Genomic DNA, 21,192 nt, shown 5'->3' on the forward strand with positions numbered 1-21,192 from the left:
GCCTTTGTTTTTTCCCGCGTGCTTTTGTTTTCCCTGCGCGCTTTTGCGTGCGCCACAAATGCGGCACAATGCACCTCACCACTTACGTATTCAAGGAAAACCCCATGCTGTATATCGGTCTAATGTCGGGTACCAGCCTCGATGGCGTCGACGGCGCGCTGGTCGACTTTTCCGACGAGGGCACGCGCAGCCTGGGCGATGCGTACATTCCCTTCCCCGCCAGCCTGCGCGCCGACCTGATGGCCTTGCAAAGTGCCGGCCAGAATGAAATCGAACGCGAAGCACTGGCGGCCAATCAACTCGTGCGCCATTACGCCAATTGCGTCGCCATGCTTTTAAGCAACGCGGGCATCGTCGCGGACGCCATCGCCGCCATCGGCGCGCATGGCCAGACCATCCGCCACCGCCCGGAGCTGGGTTTTACGCGCCAGTTGAACAATCCGGCCCTGCTGGCCGAATTGACGGGCATCGACGTCATCGCGGACTTGCGCAGCCGCGACGTGGCGGCCGGCGGCCAGGGCGCACCGCTGGTGCCGGCCTTTCACCAGGCCATCTTCAATCTGCCGGGCCACACGCGCGTGCTGGCCAATATCGGCGGCATCAGCAATATCAGCGTGCTGCATGCGGATGGCACGGTGACGGGCTACGACACGGGCCCCGGCAATGCGCTGATGGATGGCTGGGTCTTGCAGCACCTGGGCCAGCCCTACGACGCCAACGGCGCCTGGGCCGCCACGGGCCAGGTCATCGCTGCCCTGCTGGCGGATTTGCTCGATGAGCCCTATTTTGACTTGCCAGCGCCGAAAAGCACGGGCCGCGACCTGTTCCATGCCGACTGGCTGAGCGCCAAGCTGGCCAATTACCCGGCCGCCCTGCCCGCCGACGTGCAGGCGACGCTGACCCAGCTGACGGCCGCCAGCCTGGCGCGCGCGATCCTGCGCGACGGGGCGCAGGCGGAAACCGTGTATGTGTGCGGCGGCGGGGCGCAGAACGCCAGCCTGATGGCGGCGCTGGCCGCCGAATTGCCGGGCATGGCGGTGGAGTCCACACAAGCATTGGGCGTGGCGCCCAGCCAGGTCGAGGCGCTGGCCTTTGCGTGGCTGGCCTGGCGCTTTACGCAGCGCAAGCCTGGCAACTTGCCGGCGGTAACGGGTGCGCAGGGCTTGCGGGTACTGGGCGCGCTATACCCGCGTTGATACCGCATTGATCAAGAACAAGTGTTTCAGAAACACAAATAGCGGATCGATGATCCGCTATTTTTACGCTGCGCCTGTAAACCGGCGCGCCTGAAAAACGTTCAGGGCAAGGCGCATTGCCGAAGACAGTACAAATAGTACGGCGAGGCAATGCAACGCCGCCATGGGCGTTTTCTCGGGTGTGCTTATACCGAGAAAGACGAACCGCAACCGCAGGTGGACGTCGCGGTAGGGTTTTTAATCACGAACTGCGCGCCTTCCAGGTCATCCTTGTAATCGATTTCCGCGCCGACCAGGTACTGGTAGCTCATGGAATCGATCAACAGCTGGACGCCGTTCTTGACCATGGTGGTGTCATCTTCGTTGACGATTTCGTCGAAGGTGAAGCCGTACTGGAAGCCGGAACAGCCGCCACCCTGCACGAACACGCGCAATTTCAGGTCGGGATTGCCTTCCTCCTCGATCAGCTGCGCGACTTTTTCGGCGGCGCTATCGGTAAAGATGATAGGCGAAGGGATCACATCTTGCATTTCAGCGACTGCATTCATTTCAGACTCCTCAGAAAACATAGCCTCATTATAGACTGTTGGCGCAAGTCACGCTGCCGCCGCCGCTGGCGCGGCTGGCGGGTGTTGTTCCTGCTCACATTTCCGACACGGCCAGGTGCAGCACGGGGTCGGCGCTGTCGTGGCGGCTGAGCTTGCCCTGGACTTGCGCGCCGCTGTGCATTTCCAGCACCTTGTAATAGACCTCTCCTACAATGCGGGCTTTTGGCTGGATTTCAAGCATTTCGGACACATACACGGGGCCGTTGATCTCGCCGCTGACGACCAGGCTGGAGCAGCGCACCTCGCCATCGATGCGGCCCGCCTCGCCCAGCACCACATAGGTGGGGTCGCCCGGCTCGCCCGTGACGTTGCCGCGCACATGGCCGTCGATGCGCAGACCGCCGCAAAACAGCAAGTCGCCCTCGATCCGCGTGGAAGCGCCGATCAGGGTATCGATGGGGTTTTTCGCGTTGCGCTCGAACATGAACGTCATCCTGTCGGGGTACGTGGCAGTCCAATTTATCACAGGTCCGGCAAAAAGGCGCCAGACCTGCGCAAACGCCTGTGCCTATATTTAAGGCATCACGGCGATATGTTGCAAACCGGCCGTTTCTTTCAGGCCAAACATCAAGTTCATGCATTGCACGGCCTGGCCCGCTGCACCCTTGACCAGGTTGTCCTGCACCACCAGGACGACGACGGTATTGCCGCCTTCAGGACGGTGCAAGGCCAGGCGCAGCATGTTCGAGCCGCGCGTGGAGCGGGTTTCCGGGTGCGAGCCGAACGGCATCACGTCGACGAAAGGCTCATCCTTGTATTGCTCTTCGAACAATGATTGCAATTCTTCATTGCTGACATCCTTGTTCAACTGCGCGTACAGGGTGGAATGCATGCCGCGGATCATCGGTACCAGGTGCGGCGTGAAGGTCAGCGCCACTTTCTCGTCCGTGAAACGCTGCAATTGCGCCGTCGTTTCCGGCAGGTGGCGGTGGCCGGCCACGCCGTAGGCCTTGAAGCTGTCGCTTGCCTCCGAGAACAGGATGCCGATTTCCGCCTTGCGGCCGGCGCCGGACACGCCCGACTTGCAGTCGGCGATCAAGCCGCCCGCGTTGACCAGGCCCGCCTTGAGCAGCGGGTAAAAGCCCAGCTGCATGGTGGTCGGGTAGCAACCGGGGTTGGCGATCAGCTTCGCTTGCTTGATGTCTTCGCGGTTCAGTTCCGGCAAGCCGTACACGGCCTGTTCGATCAGCTCCGGTGCCGTGTGGGGAATCTTGTACCACTGCTCGAACTTGGCCTGGTCTTTCAGGCGGAAGTCGGCGGCCAGGTCGATGACTCTCACGCCGGCGGCCAGCAGGGCTGGAGCTTGCGCCATCGCAACACCGTGCGGGGTGGCAAAGAAGACCACGTCGCACTGCTCCAGATTGGCTTTGTCGGGCGAGGAAAACGCCAGTTTCACGTGGCCACGCAGGGAAGGATACATGTCAGCAACGGGCAAGCCATCTTCCTTGCGCGAAGTAATCGCCGTCAACTCGACATCTGGATGGGTAGCGAGCAAGCGCAGCAATTCCACGCCCGTGTATCCAGTGCCGCCGACGATGCCAACTTTGATCATGTTCTTTCCTTGTGTATAGAGTGCATAGAGATGGAGGGGAGACAGTCCCCACGGGATTTCCGCGTATTTTACAGCGCAACGCCGAGTCACGCTGAAATGCAAAAAAGCCGCGGGACCGAAGTCCAGCGGCTTTTCGACCAGCACCCCGGAAGGTGCTGTAGCGTAGAAATTAACGCTTCGAGAATTGCTTTGCGCGACGTGCTTTGCGCAGACCAACTTTTTTACGCTCGACTTCACGTGCATCGCGGGTCACGAAGCCGGCTTTCGCCAGTTCCGGTTTCAACGCTGCATCGTAGTCGATCAGAGCGCGGGTGATGCCGTGACGAACTGCACCAGCCTGGCCCGACTCACCGCCGCCATGGACGTTGACTTTGATGTCGAAACGCTCGACATTGCCGGTCAGTTCCAGTGGTTGACGGATGACCATCAGACCCGTTTCGCGCGAAAAGTATTCGTTTGCTGGTTTGCCGTTAACAACGATCAAGCCTGTGCCAACTTTGATAAAAACCCGAGCCACTGCACTTTTGCGACGGCCGGTTCCATAATTGTAATTACCGATCATGTCAGTTCCTTAGAGAACAAGTGCTTTAGGTTGCTGAGCAGCGTGCGGATGGGAACCTTCCGCGTACACTTTCAGCTTCTTGATCATTGCGTAGCCGAGTGGGCCTTTAGGCAGCATGCCTTTGACCGCTTTCTCAAGCGCGCGACCTGGAAAACGCTGTTGCATTTTCTGGAAGTTGGTTTCGTAGATGCCGCCTGGATAGCCAGAGTGACGGTAGTAAATTTTCTCAGTAGCTTTGGTACCGGTCACACGCAGTTTGCCTGCGTTGATGACGACGATGAAGTCGCCGGTATCGACGTGAGGAGTAAATTCTGGTTTGTGTTTGCCGCGCAGTCGGAGTGCCACTTCGCTGGCAACACGTCCGAGGACTTTGTCCGTCGCGTCAACCACGAACCAATCGCGCTGGACTTCATGTCCTTTAGCGGAAAATGTTTTCATGTTGACTTCCTAATAGATTACACGCTCAAATGGTGGTTCCGCCGATGCTGCTATGCGGACTCTGCCTTATTTACTTTTCCTGAGCGAACGGAAAGCCGACAAGTATAAGCGGCTTTGCCTTGCCGCGTCAAGCTGCAATCGAGGCCGGCTGCGGCCCGGCGGGCGGCACATGGATGGGCATTCCTCTATTACAATACAAAACGCTTACAATTTTCGGAGAGTACGATGGAATGCAAAGTCAGCTGGAATGGCCCGTCGGGCATGAGTTTTCGGGCAGAAACGGGTTCCGGCCACCTGGTGACCATGGATGGCGCGCCCGATGGCGGCGGCCACAACCTGGCGCCACGCCCCATGGAAATGGTCTTGCTGGGCACGGGCGGCTGCACCGCCTATGACGTGGTGCTGATCCTGAAACGGGGCCGCGAAGCCGTGAGCGGCTGCGAAGTGACCCTGAAGGCCGACCGCGCCGACACCGATCCGAAAGTATTTACCAAGATCCACTTCCACTTCACCGTGCGCGGCAAGGCCCTGAAACCCACGGCAGTCGAACGGGCCGTGGCCTTGTCGCATGATAAATATTGCTCGGCGTCGATCATGCTGGCCAAGACGGCGGAGATTACACATTCCTTCGAGATCATCGAAGAAAGCGCCTGACCAAACCTACTGCGCGTCGGCATAGGCGGCCTGCGATGCTCACCGTGCTCCAGCACGGTTGCGCTTCTCGACCACCTCTCCCTTCCGCTCCCTACGGTTTTGTCAGGCGTTTCACGGCTCAGATATGGATAAAAAAGGCGCTCTTCGGAGCGCCTTTGTTTTAAATGTAATACGCGGTTTTCGTCATCACTTTCCCCATGATGCCCATCAACGCCTTCACGGGCGCCGGAGTGTCGATGGCGCCCAGTCGCTGGGCAGCGGCGCCGTGTTCCACTTCGTCGATGGCCATCTGTTTCACAATGGCGCGCGACTTGGCGTCCTGCGGCGGCAATTCCTGCAAGTGGCTGGCCAGGTGCGCTTCCACCTGGCGTTCCGTTTCCACCACGAAACCCAGGCTGCGGCCGTCGCCCATGCGCGCGGCGATGGTGCCCAGCGCAAACGAACCCGCATACCACAGGGGATTGAGCAGGCTCAGACGCGAGCCCAGCTCCGTCAGGCGCTGCGCCGTCCAGGCCAGATGGTCTTCCTCTTCGCGTCCCGCTTCGTCGAACTGGGCGCGGATGGCCGGGCTGTGCGCATAGCGCGCCTGCGAGTTGTACAGGGCTTGCGCGCACACTTCGCCCACATGGTTGACGCGCATCAAGCCGGCGCTGTGACGCTGTTCGGCCGGGCTCAGTTCCGCATCGGGCGCATGCGCGGCCGGCGTGGGGCGCGAGGCCGAAGCCACGCCCGCCATGACGCGCAAGGCCTTGTCGGCGCCAACAATCAAACGATCCAGGGGGTCAAAGTGGCGGTTCGCGGTCATCGTGGCTATTCATGTAAGGGAAAACATGGATTATAGGACGATCAGGGCCAGCCGTACCCACGCCGCGCGCAGGGTGAACGGGGCTTTATTGACTTGTGCGCGCTTTTTCCCGCTCGATCCAGTCCACCACGGGGCCGACGGCGTCCAGGCCGGACAGGCTTTTCGCCACGCCCAGGTTCAGTGAAATCAGGAAGGAAATGCTGTCGACGGGGATGTCCGGGCAATGTTCGGCAAACGCGGCGCGAAAACGCTCCGCTTGCAGCACGCGCAAGACTTTCTCGCCGCTCATGAATTGCAGCACGCTGGCGATGCTGTGCCCGCCACCGATCGAGTGGTAGATAAAACGGTTGTACTTCGCGTCGATCTGCTTGAAATCGAGGGTTTCCTCCGTCATCAGGCCCGCCAGGTAGTACAGCCCCAGGCTGACGCGGAAGAAACCGATGGCTTCGGCACTGGTCATGCCGGCGCGCGCCACGGCCAGTACCTTGTCCTGCATCGCCTGATCGATCGTTTGCATTGCGCTCTCCCGCGCCGTCCGCCGGCGCCCACCGGGCCAGCTTGCATGAAGATGCTGTTTTTTTCAATAGACCAAACGATATTTCCACCTTGCAAGTTACATTTTTTGCATGCTACTCTCATTCTTCACCGTTAAATGGATGAAGCACATGATTGAGGTCAAGCACCTGGCAAAACGTTTCCGCATGCCGCCCCACAAGGGCAAGGCCGTGCACGTCAGCGATCCGCGCGAACACGAGGGCTGGTTTCACGCCGTGCGCGACGTCAGTTTCAGCTGCGCCCCCGGCGAAGTGCTGGGCCTGCTGGGCCCGAATGGCGCCGGCAAGACCACCACCCTGCGCCTGCTGTCGACGGCCTTGCAGGCGGACGCGGGCAGCGCCCTCGTCAACGGCGTCGACGTGCTGCGCCAGCCGCTGGTGGCGCGCCAGAGCATCGGCTTCCTGTCCGGCTCGACAGGCTTGTATGGCCGCCTGACGGCGCGCGAGAACGTGGAATATTTCGGCCGCCTGCATGGCATGCCGGCCGACAAGCTGAAACGCCGTTGCGACGAACTGTTTTCCCTGCTGCAAATGGAGGAATACGGCGGTAAGCGGGCCGATCAATTGTCGACGGGCATGAAACAGAAGTGCGCGATCGCCCGCACCGTCGTGCACGAACCGCAGGTGGTGATCCTCGACGAACCGACGACGGGCCTGGACGTGATGTCGGCCAAGATCTTGCTCGACTTCATCGCCAGCTACAAGGCGCTGCGCGTGCCGCTGATCTTTTCCACGCACCACCTGCACGAGGTGGAAAAGCTGTGCGACCGCGTCTGCATCATCAACCGCGGCACCACCGCCTTCAATGGCACGGTCAGCGAACTGCGCCACCTGGGCGGCAGTGCCGATCTGTACGACGCCTTTGTCAGCGTCATCAACCAGGGAGCCTGAGCCATGTGGACCATTTATGTGAAAGAGTTGCTGGAACTCACGCGCGACCGCAAGACGCTGATCTTCACCATCCTCATCCCCATCTTTGCCATGCCGCTGATCTTTGGCGGCTTCGCTTATGTTTCAAGCAATATGTTCAAGAACGCGAAGACGGCGGAAATGCGCTACGCCCTGTTCGGCAAGGACCATTCGCCGGGCTTGAGCGGGCGTTTTGCCCAGCAGCACAACCTGCGCGAAGTGCCGCTGGCCAGCGAGGGCGACATCCGCCGCGCCATCGGCGACGACACCATCAAGTTCGCCGTCGTCATTCCGCCGCATTTTGAAGCATCGCTGCAGCAACAGCAGCAAACGAAGGTAGTGCTGCACTACAACAGCGCCAGCACGGTCGACGTGACCCAGCAGCGGGTGCGCGAGATCGTCGAGGCGTACAACGCCAGCCTGCGCGAAAGCGCGCTGTCGGCCCTGAACCTGAGCCCGGCCCAGCTGGCCTTTGCCCTGCACCCCATCGTGCTCGACAAACAGTCGACGGCCAACGAGCGCGAGCAGATGGGCGCCATCGTCGGCGGCATGCTGCCCTATCTGCTGCTGATGGTGTGCCTGACGGCGGCCATGTATCCGGCCATCGACCTGGGCGCCGGCGAAAAGGAGCGGGGCACCCTGGAAACCCTGCTGCTGGCACCCGTGCCGCGCAGCGCCATCGTGCTGGCCAAGTTCCTCGTGCTGTTTACGGTGGGCATGACCTCGGCCGTGCTGATGGTGGGCAGCATGGGCGCCCTGCTGGCCATCTTCGGCAGTTCGCTCGAAGGCAACATGGCCGTGATGGTGCGCAGCATCGGCTTGCCCGACCTGGCCATGGTGACCCTGATGCTGGTGCCCACGGCCGCCATCTTTGCCTCGCTGCTGCTGTCGATCTCGATCTACGCGAAAAGCTACAAGGAAGCGGCCGGCATGATCACGCCATTGATGCTGTTCGTCATCCTGCCCACGGTAGCGGCCATGCTGCCCGGCGTCGAACTGAACTGGATGTGGGCCATGGTGCCGCTGACCAACGTGTCGCTGGCCATGAAGGAATTGGTCAAGGGCACCATGGATTACCGCATGTTCGGCGTGATCCTCGCCTCGACCACGGTGATCGCGGGCGCCCTGCTGATGCTGTGCCGCTGGTGGTTTAACCGCGAATCGGTGCTATTCCGTAATTGATAGTCACGCGGCGCGCCAGCGGGGCGAAACAGGCCCCCACGGAAGCCCCACACGGGCGCGCCGTCCACCCCGCCCAATTGCACTCTGGTCACGCGAAAATGCCGTGTATCGCATGCAACTGCCCAGTACGTCTTAAATTCAATACAATGCCAGCATACAGAAGCCCTGCACCATCGGGCTGCAACGCATGAGTTAGGAGTTGTATGGAATTGCAGATTCGCAAATTGTCGAAGACCTACGCGAATGGCGTGGTGGCGCTGGATAACGTGTCGCTGACGATACCGCCCGGGATGTTTGGCTTGCTGGGCCCGAATGGCGCCGGCAAGTCGACCCTGATGCGCACCCTGGCCACCTTGCAGGAATGCGATTCCGGCTCCATTTTCTTCGGCGACTACGACGTGCTCGACGACAAGGACGAGATCCGCCGCATGCTCGGCTACCTGCCGCAGGACTTCGGCCTGTACCCGAAAGTGACGGCCTATGAGCTGCTCGACCACTTCGCCACCTTGAAAGGCCTGTCGCAGCGGGCGCGCCGGCGCGAGGTCGTCGATGGCCTGTTGCAGCAAACCAACCTGTTCGACGTGCGCCACCAGCGCCTGGGCAGCTTTTCCGGCGGCATGCGCCAGCGCTTCGGCATCGCGCAAGCCCTGCTGGGCGACCCGAAACTGATCATCGTCGACGAGCCGACGGCCGGCCTCGACCCGCAGGAAAGAGTCCGCTTCCATAACTTGCTGTCCGACATCGGCGAAGACAAGACGGTGATCCTGTCGACCCACATCGTGTCCGACGTGGCCGACCTGTGCGCCAACATGGCCATCATCAACAAGGGCCATTTGCTGCTGTGCGGCAAGACCCAGGAACTGATCGACGAAGTCAGCTGCAAGATCTGGGCGCGCTTCGTCGAGAAGAAAGAGCTGGCCAGCTTCCAGCAGCGCCACGCCGTCATTTCCACGCGCTTGCTGTCGGGCCGTACCTTGATCCACGTCTACAGCGACGACGACCCGGGCGACGGCTTCGAGGAAGCCATCGGCGACCTGGAAGACCTGTATTTCGCCACCATTGCCGGGCGCCACCGCGTCGCCCCGCAGTGCGACTGAGGGGCGCGCCATGTTTGCCATCGCCCGCTTTGAAGCGCGACAGCGGCTCAAGCTGCTGTCCACCTGGGTGTATTTCGCCATGTTCCTGGCGCTGGCCATGCTGTGGATGGCTGCCGCCGGCGGCGTCTTCAAGGAAGCGAGCATCAGTTTCGGCGGCAAGTTCCTGATCAACGCGCCCCGCTCGCTGGCATTCACGTGCAGCCTGCTGGGCTGTTTCGGCGCCGTCGTGGTGGCCGCCATGATGGGCCGCTCGGTGCAGCAGGATTTCGAATACGGCATGCAGCATTTCTTCTTCAGCGCGCCGATCCGGAAATACCAGTACGTGTTCGGCCGCTTCCTTGGCGCCTGGCTGGTGCTGGCCGTCGTGTTTTCGAGCATCGTCATCGGTGCCTGGCTGGGCGCCTGGCTGCCCGGCATCGACCCGGAACGACTGGGGCCGCAACGGGCGCTGGCCTACCTGATGCCGTATGTGTTTACCCTGCTGCCGAACCTGTTCATCTTTGGCGCCATTTTCTTCGTCATCGCGGCCCTGACGCGGCGCATGCTGCCCGTCTACATCAGCTCGGTAGTCATGCTGATCGGCTACCTGGTGGCCCCGTCCCTGGCGCGCGACCTCGACTACAAGACCCTGGCCGCCCTGATCGACCCCTTCGGCACCACGGCGCTGATACGCCTGACGGAATACTGGCCGAACGCGGAGCGCAACACGCGCCTGGTGACCCTGGAAGGCGTGTATTTGCTGAACCGCGCCATCTGGTCCGGCTTCGCCCTCGTGGCATTGCTGCTCGGCTACTGGCGCTTCCAGTTCCACGCCACGACGGACGCGGGCGCCGGCAAGCGCCGCAGCGAGGGCGACGTCCCGCTGCGCCTGTCGAACGCTTCGCTGTCCACGCAGGAAACACCGGACTTCGCGCAGCGCAACCTGGCCGCCCTGCTCCTCAAGATGAGCTGGCTGAACTTGCGCGAAACCATCAAGAACATCTATTTTGTCGTCATCGTGCTGGCCGGCGTGCTGACCATGTATGGCGGCGCGCTCGACATGGGCTCCATCTATGGCACGAATACGTATCCCGTGACGGAAAGGGTGCTGGACATGGTCAGCGCCTCGTTCGCCCTGTTCATGCTGATCATTACCACCTTCTATGCGGGCGAGCTGGTGTGGCGCGAACGCGAGGCGGGCACGCACTTGATGCTCGACGCCCTGCCCGTGCCGAACTGGCTGCCCCTGCTGTCGAAGCTGTTTGCGCTGATCGGCCTGCAGGCCTTGCTGAGCCTGGTAATCATGCTGTGCGGCATGTCGATCCAGGTCTTCAAGGGTTATTACCGCCTCGACCCCGGCCTGTACCTGGAATCGCTGTTCCTGTCGCACCTGCCGTCCTACGCGCTGATCGCCGTGCTGGCCATCTTTTTGCAGGTGTTGATCAATCACAAGTATTTGGCGTATTTCGCCATGATCCTGTACCACATCGCCAGCATCAGCTTTTCCTCGCTGGGCCTGGGCGACCCGCTGCTGCTGTACGGCAACACGCCGGACTTCGTGTATTCGGCCATGAACGGCGCCGGCCACTATCTGTTGCGCGAACGCTGGTACTTGCTGTACTGGAGCGGCGCGGCCGTCATGCTGACGGTGCTGTCGCTGCTGTTCTGGCCCCGCGGCGCGCAGGACAGCTGGCGCATCCGCCTGCGCCTGGCGCGCCACGGCCTGACGCAGGGCGTGCTGGCCAGCTTTGCCGGCGGCGCCCTGATCTTCGTCGGCGCCGGCGCGGTGCTGTTCTACGTCTACCACGTGGCCAACGATTACAAGTCCGAATTCGCGCGCGATGCGGACCGCGCCACAGTCGAGCGCCAGTACCGCAAGTTTGCCGCCACGCCGCAGCCGAGAATCACCGACGTGAAACTCGACGTGGCCATCTACCCGGCGCAGCGCACCCTGGCCGTCACGGGCCGCTATGTGCTGCAAAACAAGACCAGCCTGCCGATCAGCCATATTTTTGTGCAGCAAGATCCGAGCTCCACCATGCGCCTGCGTTTTGACGCGCGCGTGCATCCCGGCCTCGATGACGGCAAGCTGGGCTTTTACAGCTACCGCCTGGCCGCGCCGCTGGCGCCGGGCGCCACCCTGGGCCTCGATTTCGACGTCCGCTTTGCGCCGCGCGGCATCTTCGGCCTGGGCCAGGACACGCCCGTGGTGGCCAACGGCACCTTCTTCACGAATGCCGTGCTGCCCCACATCGGCTACCAGCCGCAGCAGGAATTGACGGATCCGCGCGACCGCAAGAAACACGGCTTGCCGGCGCGCGAACGGGCCTTGCCGCGCGACGATGCACGGGGGCTCGCCGACAATTACATCAGCAACGACGCCGACCGCATCAACTTCGACGCCACCGTCAGTACCGTCGACGGCCAGACGGCCATCGCGCCGGGCATGCTGGACAACGACTGGATCGCCAAGGGCCGCCATTACTTCCATTACACGATGGAACAGCCGATCCTGAATTTTTACGCGTTCCAGTCGGCCCGCTACGCCGTCAAGCACGAGCGCTGGCAAGACGTGGCCATCGACGTGTATTACCACCCTGGCCATGAATACAACCTCGATCGCTTCGTGCGCGGCAGCAAGGAAGCGCTCGAGTACTACACGAAGAACTTCGGCCCCTACCAGCACAAGGTCCTGCGCATCGTCGAGTTCCCCCGCTACGCCACGTTTGCGCAATCGTTCCCGAACACGATACCGTACTCGGAAGGGCTGGGCTTCATCGCCAGGGTCGATGACAAGAATCCCAAGGATATCGATTATCCGTTCTACGTGACGGCGCATGAAGTGGCGCACCAGTGGTGGGCGCATCAATTGGTGGGCGGCAATACACGGGGCGCTACCGTGCTCAGCGAAACCCTGGCCGAATATTCGGCCCTGATGGTGATGAAGAAAACCGCGGGGCCGGCCAAGATGCGCCGCTTCCTGCGCTATGACCTGAATCAATACCTGATGGGACGCAGCGAAGAGCGCAAGAAGGAATTGCCGCTGGCCGAGAATGAAAACCAGCCCTACATCCACTACAACAAGGGCAGCCTGGCCATGTACTTGCTGCAAGACATCATCGGCGAAGACAAGGTCAACGGCGTGCTGCGCGAGTTGCTGAAGACGCATGGCCAGAAAGGCCCGCCGTATGCCAGCGTGACGGCCCTGATCCAGGGCTTGCGCCAGGTCACGCCGCCCGAGCAGGCTTACCTGATCGACGACCTGTTCGAGAAAATCGTGTTGTTCGACAACCGCGCCCTGTCGGCCACGGCCACGAAACGCAGCGACGGCAAGTACGCCGTCACCGTGAAAGTGCAGGCGAGCAAGTTGACGGCCGGCGAACAGGGAGAGGAACACGACGCGCCCCTGCACGACTGGATCGAAATCGGCGTCGACGACGCGAACGGCCATCCGCTGCTGCGCGAACGCCTGCGCATGACGGCGCGCGAAGCGAGCTATACCGTCATCGTCGGCAGCCGTCCCGGCAAGGCGGGCATCGATCCCGACAACAAGCTGATCGACCGCAAGCCCGATGACAATATGGTCACCGTCGACATCGCCGAACCATGACAAAAAATGGCCACCCTGGAAAGGTGGCCATTTTTTTTATTCTCAGGCGCTCCTCAAGCCTCGGCGCAACGCGTCACCAGGCTCAGGCTGATACCCATTTCCGTCAGGTGCTGCATGTCGGCCAGGGTCAGATCCAGCGGAGAGTCGACCGTGTCGTCGCCATTCAGCTCCAGTTGCAGTTCAGCAACGATACGCGGCATGGTGAAGCTGACGCCGCGCGAGCGGCATTCGGCCAGGTAACTGCGTATGCGCGAGGGTAACACTTGCGATTTGGATGCCTGCGCGATCAGCACCTCGAAGCCGGAATCGAGATGCACGCGGCCCGCGCCCTTCGCCTCGCCCTTGCGCCATTGCCGTTCGGGATCCGTGGGCAAGACTTCGAGGATGGATTTAAGCGTGGGGTCGTCCCCATGCACCGACAGCTTCGCCATATTCATATTACAAGACTTTCTAGTCAGGACGCTGCCAGGAAGGCGGCGCGATCATCAGACCGACAAGTCTACGCATGGGCGGCAAATATGTCCATACGGCAATATTTGGTATCTCCCTCTAATTTGTGCTGTATCAACAACAGGCGGAACAAGCTTGTTCCGCCTGCAACACATAATTACAGCACCACGCCGCGCGCCTGCAAGGCGGCCCGCACGCCGGCGCCATACGCGGCATCGGCACGGTCGAAGTGGCCCAGCTGACGCTGCAAGGTTTCCGGCCGCACCTGGCTCAAGGGACCGGCCAGGTTGTCGAACAGGTTTTGCTTCGCCTGCACCGACATCAAGCGGAACAGATTGCCGGCTTGCGTAAAGTCATCTTCCACGCCGCGGCCATCGTAGCGCGCCGCGCCGCCGGCCAGGTCCAACGCCGGCTCGCCGTGGCCCAGCCCTTGCGGCTGCGTGCCTGCCGCCGCCACGTTCGCATAGTTGCGCGCCGCGCCGCCATTGTTGATCGCCATGCCGCCGTCGCGCTGCTGGTTGTGGAAGGGGCAGCGGGCCGCATTCACGGGCAAGTGCTGGTGGTTCGTGCCGACCCGGTACAGCTGGGCGTCGTGGTAGGCGAACAATCGGCCTTGCAGCATCTTGTCCGGCGAGTAACCCATGCCGGGCACGGCGTTGGCCGGCGAAAAGGCCGCTTGCTCGACTTCCGCGTGGTAATTGTCCGGGTTACGGTTCAACTCGAAAATACCCACGGGCAGCAGCGGGAAGTCCGCATGCGGCCACACTTTCGTCAAATCGAACGGGTTCCAGCCCGTGCGCTGCTCCCATGCATCGAGTTGCTCCTGCGTCGCCACCTGCAGCTTGACTTCCCACTGGGGAAAATCGCCGCGTTCGATGGCGCCGAACAGGTCGCGCTGGGCGTAGTCGGGGTCAGCACCGGCCAGGCGGCCCGCTTCCGCGGCAGGCAGGTTCTTGATGCCCTGGCGCGTCTTGAAGTGCCATTTCACATACACGCGCTGGCCGTCGGCATTGATCAGGCTATACGTGTGGCTGCCGAAGCCATCCATGTGGCGGTAGCCGTCCGGCGTGCCCCGGTCCGAGAACAGCATGGTGACCTGGTGCAAGCTTTCCGGCGCATGGCTCCAGAAATCGAACATCATTTCCGCCGATTTCAAGTTGCTTTGCGGATCGCGCTTTTGCGTGTGGACAAAATCGGGGAACTTGATCGGGTCCTTGATGAAGAACATGGGCGTGTTGTTGCCGACGAGGTCCCAGTTGCCCTCTTCCGTATAGAAACGCACGGCGAAGCCGCGCGGGTCGCGTTCCGTGTCGGCGCTGCCGCGTTCGCCACCAACGGTGGAAAAGCGCGCGAAGGTGGCCGTCTGCTTGCCCACTTCACTGAACAGCTTGGCCTTGGTATGGCGCGAAATATCGTGCGTGACGGTAAAGGTGCCGTAGGCGCCCGAACCTTTCGCGTGCACCACGCGCTCGGGAATGCGCTCGCGGTTGAAATGCTGGAGTTTTTCGATCAGGTGGAAGTCTTGCAGCAGCAAGGGGCCACGGGGGCCGGCGCTGAGGGAATTCTGGTTGTCGGCGACGGGGATGCCCGAGGCGGTACTGAATGGCGGCTGTTGGCTCATGGCTGCTTTTCCTTCGTTGTTGACTAATAGAACTAGTGTAACGAGGTCAACAACAAAGGAAAAGATAATTGATTTTATCGAATCGATAGATATTTACAATGCACAACCTTGTGCATCGCACACGCCACCCAGTTGCGCCTGCAGTTTCGCCGGCTGGCCCAGGAAGCCGCCGATATCGATTACGGACAGCTTGCCGCTGCCATCGTCGAGCACGAAGGTAGGAAAGCCCTGGCCGCCCACCTGCGCCAGCAAGGCGCGGCTGGCGTCGATATGCCGCTGCGTGGCGGCGCCCGCCTGTTGCGCATATGCGGCCTCGAAGGCGGCGCCGTCCATGCCCAGTTCTTGCGCCAGCGCCACCAGCACGGGCAGGTCGGCGATGCGCAAGCCGTCCACGTAATGGGCGCGCTGCACGCGCTGCAGCATGTCCAGGCCCTTGCCGGCCAGCGATTCGGCCGCCAGGATGGCCGTGATCGGCGGTTCGGAATCCATCATGGCCGTGGTGTCGTTCAGCAAGCCGTTGATATAGGCGTCGCCGAAGGGCTGGCCAGACAATTGCTCGATGCGCCGGTCATGCGGCAGCACATAGCCGCGCCAGGCGGGCGTGATCTGGCGGCGATTGCTGCCCGTCATCATGCCGCCGGCGTGAAAGGCCAGCGTCAGTCCGGGCACGGCGCGTGCCGCCTCGACCAGCGGCGCGGCGCCGTAGCACCAGCCGCACAGGGGATCGAAAATGTAGTGCAGTGTGGGCATGACCCTATCCTTTATAAAACTAAAACAGATGACTTAAAAAACCGTAGCGAGCGGCGCTAGTTCTGGCTGAGAAGCGCAACTGTGCTAGGCACGGGGCCGCCGAGGCAGTGAGCATCGCAGGCCGGAAATCGCGTCGCGCAGTAGGTTTTTACCATTTCATTTCGCCTTTGGCGACCTTCGCGCTGGTCTCCAGCGCGCCATCGAGGCCCAGGCTCGGATAATGCTGTTTCATCGCCTCGATCAGGGCGGCCGAATTGGCGGCCTTGGCCGTTTCCGCTTCGAACGTCACCAGGTAGTCACGCGTAAAACCGATGCTGTCCGGCGTCAGGGGCGAACCGACCTTGAAGTGGCCCGGCACGACAGTGACGGGTTTCAGGGCGGCGATGCCGTCCAGGGTCTTGAGCCAGTCCTGGCGCGATTGCAGGCTTTGCGTATCGGCCGTCCACACGTGCAAGTTGCCAAACAGCACCACGCCACCGACGACGGCCTTGATCGATGGAATCCACACATAGGTGCGCGCTGGCGTCGGGCCGGCGATGTCCAGCGACTGGCCTTCCAGGCTGATGCGCTTGCCCTTCAGCGCGTCGGGGATGACGATGCCGTGCGGCGCATTGTCTTTCAGGATCGGGCCCCAGTAGGCGACCTTGGCGTCAGCCTTGCGGCGGATTTCCGCGACGGTTTCTGGCGTGGCAACGATTTTCGCCTGCGGGAACGCAGCCTTGATCACGTCGAGGCCAAAGTAAAAATCGGGATCGCTGTGGCTGATGTACACGGTCGTCAGTTTCTTGCCGCTGGCGCGGATCTTTTCCACCAGTTTTTGCGCTTCGGCGCGCGAAAATTGCGCATCGATCAGCACGGCGTCATGCTTGCCCGCGACCAGCACGGAAGCGACGGGAAAGATGGCCGCTTCGCCCGGGTTGAAGACTTCCAGGGTCAGGGGTGCGCTGGCGGCGGCCGAGGCGGCGCCGGCGGCAAACAGGGTGGAGACAAGAACGCTGCTGATGGATTTGGAGAACATGATGCGCCTTCACAAGATGATTGGGATGACTGCATCTTACGTTGCTCAAAGCGGTAGAAAAACTAGGTAAAGCGCAATAGTTTGTTGCTTATATCGATGCAATCACCCGATGACGAACACGCTACGGCGTATTTTTCCAACGACGGCGCGCGCCAAAGTCACGCCACTGCGGCGGCGTAGTGCCGTCGCAAAATGTGTCACAGCGTCATGAGGGTGTCACATTGGATTGTTATCTTGCTAGCTCTTTCAAACCTAGCCGGATGAACCACATGACACGCAGAAAAATTTCCGTCGCTGGCTGCAGCGTCGCCATCACCCTGATGCTGGCCGCCTGCGGCAGCGACGCAAAAAAAGAAGAGGCAGTGGCTGAAGCGCCGCCGAAAAACGTCATCTTCTTCCTTGGCGATGGCATGGGCCTGACCACCATGACGGCCGCGCGCATCTATTCCGTGGGTGAAGAGGGTGCGCTGACCATGGACACCCTGCCGGAAACGGCCTTCGTGAAAACGTACTCGAACGACGCGCAAGTGACGGACAGCGCGCCATCGATGGCCGCCTACATGACCGGCGTCAAGATGAACAATGAAGTCATTTCCATGTCGGCCAACACGGTCGCCATCGATCCGGGCACGGATGCGAATAACAACAAGCTGGTCAACAAATGCGGCACCGGCAACGGCACGCCCGCCACCACCTTGCTGGAACTGGCCAAGGCCAAGGGCTTCGCCGCCGGCGTCGTCAGCACGGCGCGCGTGACGCACGCCACGCCGGCCGCAACCTACTCGCACATCTGCCACCGCGACCTGGAAAACGATATCGCCGCGGCCCTGGTGCCAGGCGGCACGGGCTACAACAGCGCCCTGGGCACCACCGGCCTGGAAGTGGTCCTCGGTGGCGGCGCGCAATTCTTCACGCAATTCAAGGATGGCGGCAAGCGTTCCGACGGCCGCGACCTGATCGCCGAATTGAAAGCCAAAAGCTACACGGTCGCCAACAACGCCACCGACTTCAAGGCCGTCGATGCGGCCAAAACGGACCGTTTGTTCGGCGTATTCACGTCCAGCCACATGAGCTACGACCTGGACCGCGACGCAGCGAAGGAACCTAGCCTGGCGGAAATGACCACCAAGGCCATGGACGTGCTGGCGAAGAACAAGAAGGGTTACTTCCTGATGGTCGAAGGCGGCCGCATCGACCATGCGCTGCACGAAACGACCGCCAAGAAAGCGCTGCAAGACACCGTCGCGTTCGACAACGCCATCAAGGCCGCCATCGAAAAAGCCAAGCTGACCGATCCGACCCTGGCCAATACCCTGATCGTCGTCACGGCCGACCATGACCACACGCTGGTGCTGAACGGCTATGCCAAGCGCACGGGCAAGACGGCTGCCGGCAACCCTGGCGTGCTGGGCGTAGTGAAGAACTACGTGACCGGCGCGGTCGAGAAAGACCTGGATGGCGCACCGTATTCGATCATCGGCTTCGGCAATGGCGAAAACCGCACGCAATCGAGCCGCGCCGCCATGGCCAGCCTCGATGAAACCGTCACCAGCGCCAATAATTACCACCAGGAAGCAGTGATCCGCACGGCCGTCGGCAATGAAACCCACGGCGGCACCGACGTCTTCCTGGGCGCCATCGGCAAGGGTTCGGAAACCTTCCTTGGCACCATCGAAAACACCAAAGTATTCGGCCTGGTCAAGACCGCCGGCGGTCTGTAATCCCCAAGAGACAAGAATTGGACAAGCACATGAAACTTGCATCGACACCCGCCGCACTGAAATCGGCCCTGAAACTCTCCTTGCTGACCACGCTCGTGGCCGCCAGCGTCGCCAGCGCCTACGCCGCCGACGCCAAGAACGTCATCTTCTTCCTCGGCGACGGCATGGGCCCGTCCGTCGTGACGGCAGCGCGCATCTACCAGTACCAGGAAGACGGTAACCTGACGATGGACACGCTGGAGCGCACGGCGCGCATCAAGACGTTCTCGAACGATGCGCAAACGACGGACAGCGCGCCATCGATGGCCGCCTACATGACCGGCGTCAAGATGAACAATGAAGTCATCTCGATGGCGCAGGACACCATCGCCAAGGAACCGAGCCGCGACGTCAACGGCAACCTGGGCGTGGATAACTGCCCGGCCGGCGGCAAGAGCGCGCCGACCATCCTGGAATTGGCGAAAGCCAAGGGCAAGGCCGTGGGCGCCATCACCACCACGGAACTGACGCACGCCACGCCGGCGACGACTTTCTCGCACATCTGCAACCGCAATGCGCAATACGCGATCGCCGCGCAAACGGTGCCGGGCGGCGCGGGCTACAACGCGGCCCTGGGCGACGGCGTCGACGTGCTGATGGGTGGCGGCCGCAACCACTTTACGCCTTGGTCGGCCAGCAACAAGTATGGCCGCGCCGATGGCCGCAACCTGTTGACGGAATTTGCCGCCAAGGGCTACACCGTGGCCGCCAACAAGGCGGAAATGGCCGCGGCGCAGAGCGGCAAGAAATTCATCGGCCTGTACAGCACCCGCAGCCACCTGGAATATGAACTGGACCGCACCGCCACGCCGCCGCTGGGCGAAGGCGCGACCCAGCCTAGCCTGTCGGAAATGACGCTGAAAGCCATCGACTTGCTGTCGAAAAACGCGAACGGCTACTTCCTGATGGTCGAAGGCGGCCGCATCGACCACGCCTTGCACGGCATCAACGCCAAGCGCGCGCTGACGGACACCATCGCCTTCGACGACGCCATCAAGGCGGCCATCGCCAAGATCAAGGAAACCGATCCGACGCTGGCCAACACCCTGATCGTCGTCACGGCCGACCATGACCACACCCTGGCCTTCAACGGCTACGGCAAGCGCGGCAACCACATCCTCGACATCAACCGCGGCTACAAGGATAACCAGCCGAGCAAGGATGCCGATGGCAATACCTACACCACCCTGGTGTTCGGCAACGGCCCGAACCGCCCTGCCCTGCGCAGCAACGTCGACAGCGCCACGGCCCTGAAAGACAACTACCTGCAAGAAACAGGCGTGCGCCTGGCCAGCGAAACCCACGGCGGCGGCGACGTCAAGCTGCTCGCCACGGGCGCCGGCGCGAAGGCCTTCAAGGGCACCCTGGACAACACCAAGGTGTTTGACCTGCTGAAGGCGGCCTTCGGCTTCTGATCCACATCAACACGGTAACCCCACCGGGGCGGATGGCGTATGCCCTCCGCCCCTCTGCACGTAAAGGCAACACCATGAAATCGTCCCTGATCGCCGTCCTCCTCGCCGCCGGCTTTGCCGCCAGCGCGCAAGCCGCTCCTGCCACGCCTGCCGCTCCTGCCGACCTGGACCTGGGCATCACCTATTACAGCCGCGTCCTGACGCCCGAAGGCGTGACGCGCGAAAGCCGCTACGAAGAAAAGATGCTGCGCCGCCCCGGCCACGTGTGGGTCGAGCGCGTTCTGGCGCCGTCGACCGATGCGCATGCGGGCCACAGCCACGGTGAAAACAAGAAAGTGGCATTGAAAACGTCGACCGCGGCCACGCAGCATGAGCACAAGCACTTCAATCCCGTGCTGATACCGCGCCATGTGACGCTGGAAAAGAACACCGTGCGCGTGGAATACATCGATGCGCATGACAAGATCGTCGTCGCCATCCCCAAGGCCGAGTACGAAAACGTCAATTTCGACGGTTCCTGGGAAAACAGTTTTTATCTGCTGGACCCGAAACTGGTGGCCGCTATGCCGCTGTCGAAACAGGCGTCGAACGTGACGGGCGCGCGCTGGCGCGAAGTGGAAAAGAATGGCGTGTTCCAGCGCATCCTGTGGGATGAGCAAAAACAGATTCCGCTGATCATCGAGAGCGGCGACCGCGCGAATACCTTCTATCGCCGCGTCGACGTCAAGCTGCAGCCCACCGTCAGCAAGGCGCAGCCGTGGGCCAACTTGCAGAACTACGCGCAGCGCGAGTATTCGGACTACCTGGACTAAGAGCCTATCCCAGTAGGGAGCGTCTTCTGCTGGCAGCACATCAGGAGCGCGGACAAGGCGTGAGGAGGACGCGTGGCGAGCCACGCGACGACGATCAACGCAGTCCCCGCTTCTGAGGCGCGCCAGCGGGGGATGTATTCATCTACTGGGACAGGCTCTTAGCCAGCCTCGGGACGTAAAAAAAGCCAGGGAAATCCCTGGCTTTTGTTTGCCTGACCGG

The 21,192-nt window shown here is 61.7% G+C and carries 20 protein-coding genes; 9 read left to right on the plus strand and 11 right to left on the minus strand.

Annotated elements, in window-relative coordinates; translation table 11 throughout:
* The first annotated feature begins 68 nt into the window (after positions 1 to 68).
* Entirely contained in the window at positions 69 to 1,196 is a 1,128-nt protein-coding gene (locus O3298_RS27445; RefSeq protein ID WP_305061041.1) for an anhydro-N-acetylmuramic acid kinase, read from the plus strand.
* Between the two features lie 185 nt (positions 1,197 to 1,381).
* Here the strand turns inward: O3298_RS27445 and erpA are convergent, their stop codons facing one another.
* From erpA to rplM, 5 genes are all read right to left on the minus strand, one after another.
* The gene (gene erpA, locus O3298_RS27450) at positions 1,382 to 1,744 is read right to left on the minus strand and encodes an iron-sulfur cluster insertion protein ErpA (protein WP_029496047.1); all 363 of its coding nucleotides are present in this window, start codon (positions 1,742 to 1,744) and stop codon (positions 1,382 to 1,384) included.
* A gap of 94 nt (positions 1,745 to 1,838) precedes the next feature.
* Positions 1,839 to 2,228: a polymer-forming cytoskeletal protein gene (locus O3298_RS27455; protein ID WP_077408960.1), complete on the minus strand. Its 390-nt coding sequence runs from the start codon at positions 2,226 to 2,228 to the stop codon at positions 1,839 to 1,841.
* Between the two features lie 90 nt (positions 2,229 to 2,318).
* Positions 2,319 to 3,356, minus strand: coding sequence for an N-acetyl-gamma-glutamyl-phosphate reductase (gene argC / locus O3298_RS27460; RefSeq protein WP_305061042.1), 1,038 nt, complete (start codon positions 3,354 to 3,356; stop codon positions 2,319 to 2,321).
* 169 nt (positions 3,357 to 3,525) lie between these two features.
* Positions 3,526 to 3,918 carry a 30S ribosomal protein S9 gene (gene rpsI, locus O3298_RS27465; RefSeq protein WP_010393285.1) on the minus strand — a complete coding sequence of 131 codons (393 nt, stop codon included), beginning with the start codon at positions 3,916 to 3,918 and terminating at the stop codon, positions 3,526 to 3,528.
* A 9-nt stretch (positions 3,919 to 3,927) separates the two neighbouring features.
* The gene (rplM, locus tag O3298_RS27470; protein WP_010393282.1) at positions 3,928 to 4,356 is read right to left on the minus strand and encodes a 50S ribosomal protein L13; all 429 of its coding nucleotides are present in this window, start codon (positions 4,354 to 4,356) and stop codon (positions 3,928 to 3,930) included.
* Positions 4,357 to 4,581: 225 nt separating this feature from the next.
* Here rplM and O3298_RS27475 point away from each other — a divergent pair, with 225 nt between their 5' ends.
* The gene (locus O3298_RS27475; protein ID WP_070278278.1) at positions 4,582 to 5,010 is read left to right on the plus strand and encodes an OsmC family protein; all 429 of its coding nucleotides are present in this window, start codon (positions 4,582 to 4,584) and stop codon (positions 5,008 to 5,010) included.
* 160 nt (positions 5,011 to 5,170) lie between these two features.
* Here O3298_RS27475 and coq7 read toward each other — a convergent pair whose 3' ends face one another.
* Together coq7 and O3298_RS27485 are read right to left on the minus strand one after the other, a co-directional pair.
* Positions 5,171 to 5,815 carry a 2-polyprenyl-3-methyl-6-methoxy-1,4-benzoquinone monooxygenase gene (coq7, locus tag O3298_RS27480; RefSeq protein WP_035824568.1) on the minus strand — a complete coding sequence of 215 codons (645 nt, stop codon included), beginning with the start codon at positions 5,813 to 5,815 and terminating at the stop codon, positions 5,171 to 5,173.
* A gap of 85 nt (positions 5,816 to 5,900) precedes the next feature.
* The gene (locus O3298_RS27485) at positions 5,901 to 6,332 is read right to left on the minus strand and encodes a hypothetical protein (RefSeq protein ID WP_077399521.1); all 432 of its coding nucleotides are present in this window, start codon (positions 6,330 to 6,332) and stop codon (positions 5,901 to 5,903) included.
* A gap of 148 nt (positions 6,333 to 6,480) precedes the next feature.
* On the opposite strand from O3298_RS27485, the gene O3298_RS27490 reads away from it, so the two are divergent.
* The 4 genes from O3298_RS27490 to O3298_RS27505 all read left to right on the plus strand — a co-directional run bounded on the left by O3298_RS27490 (position 6,481) and on the right by O3298_RS27505 (position 13,146).
* Positions 6,481 to 7,260: an ATP-binding cassette domain-containing protein gene (locus tag O3298_RS27490; RefSeq protein ID WP_289919697.1), complete on the plus strand. Its 780-nt coding sequence runs from the start codon at positions 6,481 to 6,483 to the stop codon at positions 7,258 to 7,260.
* 3 nt (positions 7,261 to 7,263) lie between these two features.
* Positions 7,264 to 8,460, plus strand: coding sequence for an ABC transporter permease (locus tag O3298_RS27495; protein WP_077399518.1), 1,197 nt, complete (start codon positions 7,264 to 7,266; stop codon positions 8,458 to 8,460).
* 203 nt (positions 8,461 to 8,663) lie between these two features.
* Positions 8,664 to 9,557 carry an ABC transporter ATP-binding protein gene (locus tag O3298_RS27500; RefSeq protein ID WP_035824559.1) on the plus strand — a complete coding sequence of 298 codons (894 nt, stop codon included), beginning with the start codon at positions 8,664 to 8,666 and terminating at the stop codon, positions 9,555 to 9,557.
* 10 nt (positions 9,558 to 9,567) lie between these two features.
* On the plus strand, positions 9,568 to 13,146 hold the full coding sequence (locus O3298_RS27505; RefSeq protein WP_305061044.1) for a M1 family aminopeptidase: 3,579 nt from the start codon (positions 9,568 to 9,570) through the stop codon (positions 13,144 to 13,146).
* Between the two features lie 53 nt (positions 13,147 to 13,199).
* On the opposite strand, the gene O3298_RS27510 is transcribed toward O3298_RS27505, so the two are convergent.
* The 4 genes from O3298_RS27510 to O3298_RS27525 form a co-directional block, all read right to left on the minus strand.
* Positions 13,200 to 13,583, minus strand: a complete 384-nt coding sequence (locus tag O3298_RS27510) for a hypothetical protein (protein WP_251350992.1) — start codon at positions 13,581 to 13,583, stop codon at positions 13,200 to 13,202.
* 170 nt (positions 13,584 to 13,753) lie between these two features.
* Entirely contained in the window at positions 13,754 to 15,217 is a 1,464-nt protein-coding gene (locus O3298_RS27515; protein ID WP_289913582.1) for a catalase, read from the minus strand.
* A gap of 93 nt (positions 15,218 to 15,310) precedes the next feature.
* On the minus strand, positions 15,311 to 15,967 hold the full coding sequence (locus tag O3298_RS27520) for a DsbA family protein (RefSeq protein WP_305061045.1): 657 nt from the start codon (positions 15,965 to 15,967) through the stop codon (positions 15,311 to 15,313).
* A gap of 148 nt (positions 15,968 to 16,115) precedes the next feature.
* Positions 16,116 to 16,985 carry an MBL fold metallo-hydrolase gene (locus O3298_RS27525; protein ID WP_305061046.1) on the minus strand — a complete coding sequence of 290 codons (870 nt, stop codon included), beginning with the start codon at positions 16,983 to 16,985 and terminating at the stop codon, positions 16,116 to 16,118.
* Positions 16,986 to 17,254: 269 nt separating this feature from the next.
* On the opposite strand from O3298_RS27525, the gene O3298_RS27530 reads away from it, so the two are divergent.
* The 3 genes from O3298_RS27530 (at position 17,255) to O3298_RS27540 (ending at position 20,972) form a co-directional block, all read left to right on the plus strand.
* On the plus strand, positions 17,255 to 18,706 hold the full coding sequence (locus tag O3298_RS27530) for an alkaline phosphatase (RefSeq protein ID WP_180278627.1): 1,452 nt from the start codon (positions 17,255 to 17,257) through the stop codon (positions 18,704 to 18,706).
* Positions 18,707 to 18,735: 29 nt separating this feature from the next.
* Positions 18,736 to 20,160, plus strand: a complete 1,425-nt coding sequence (locus O3298_RS27535) for an alkaline phosphatase (RefSeq protein ID WP_289913579.1) — start codon at positions 18,736 to 18,738, stop codon at positions 20,158 to 20,160.
* Positions 20,161 to 20,234: 74 nt separating this feature from the next.
* Entirely contained in the window at positions 20,235 to 20,972 is a 738-nt protein-coding gene (locus O3298_RS27540; RefSeq protein WP_289913578.1) for a hypothetical protein, read from the plus strand.
* Positions 20,973 to 21,192 lie beyond the last annotated feature (220 nt).

Origin of the sequence: Janthinobacterium sp. SUN137 (genome assembly GCF_030587265.1) — a bacterium.
GTDB lineage: Bacteria > Pseudomonadota > Gammaproteobacteria > Burkholderiales > Burkholderiaceae_D > Janthinobacterium > Janthinobacterium kumbetense.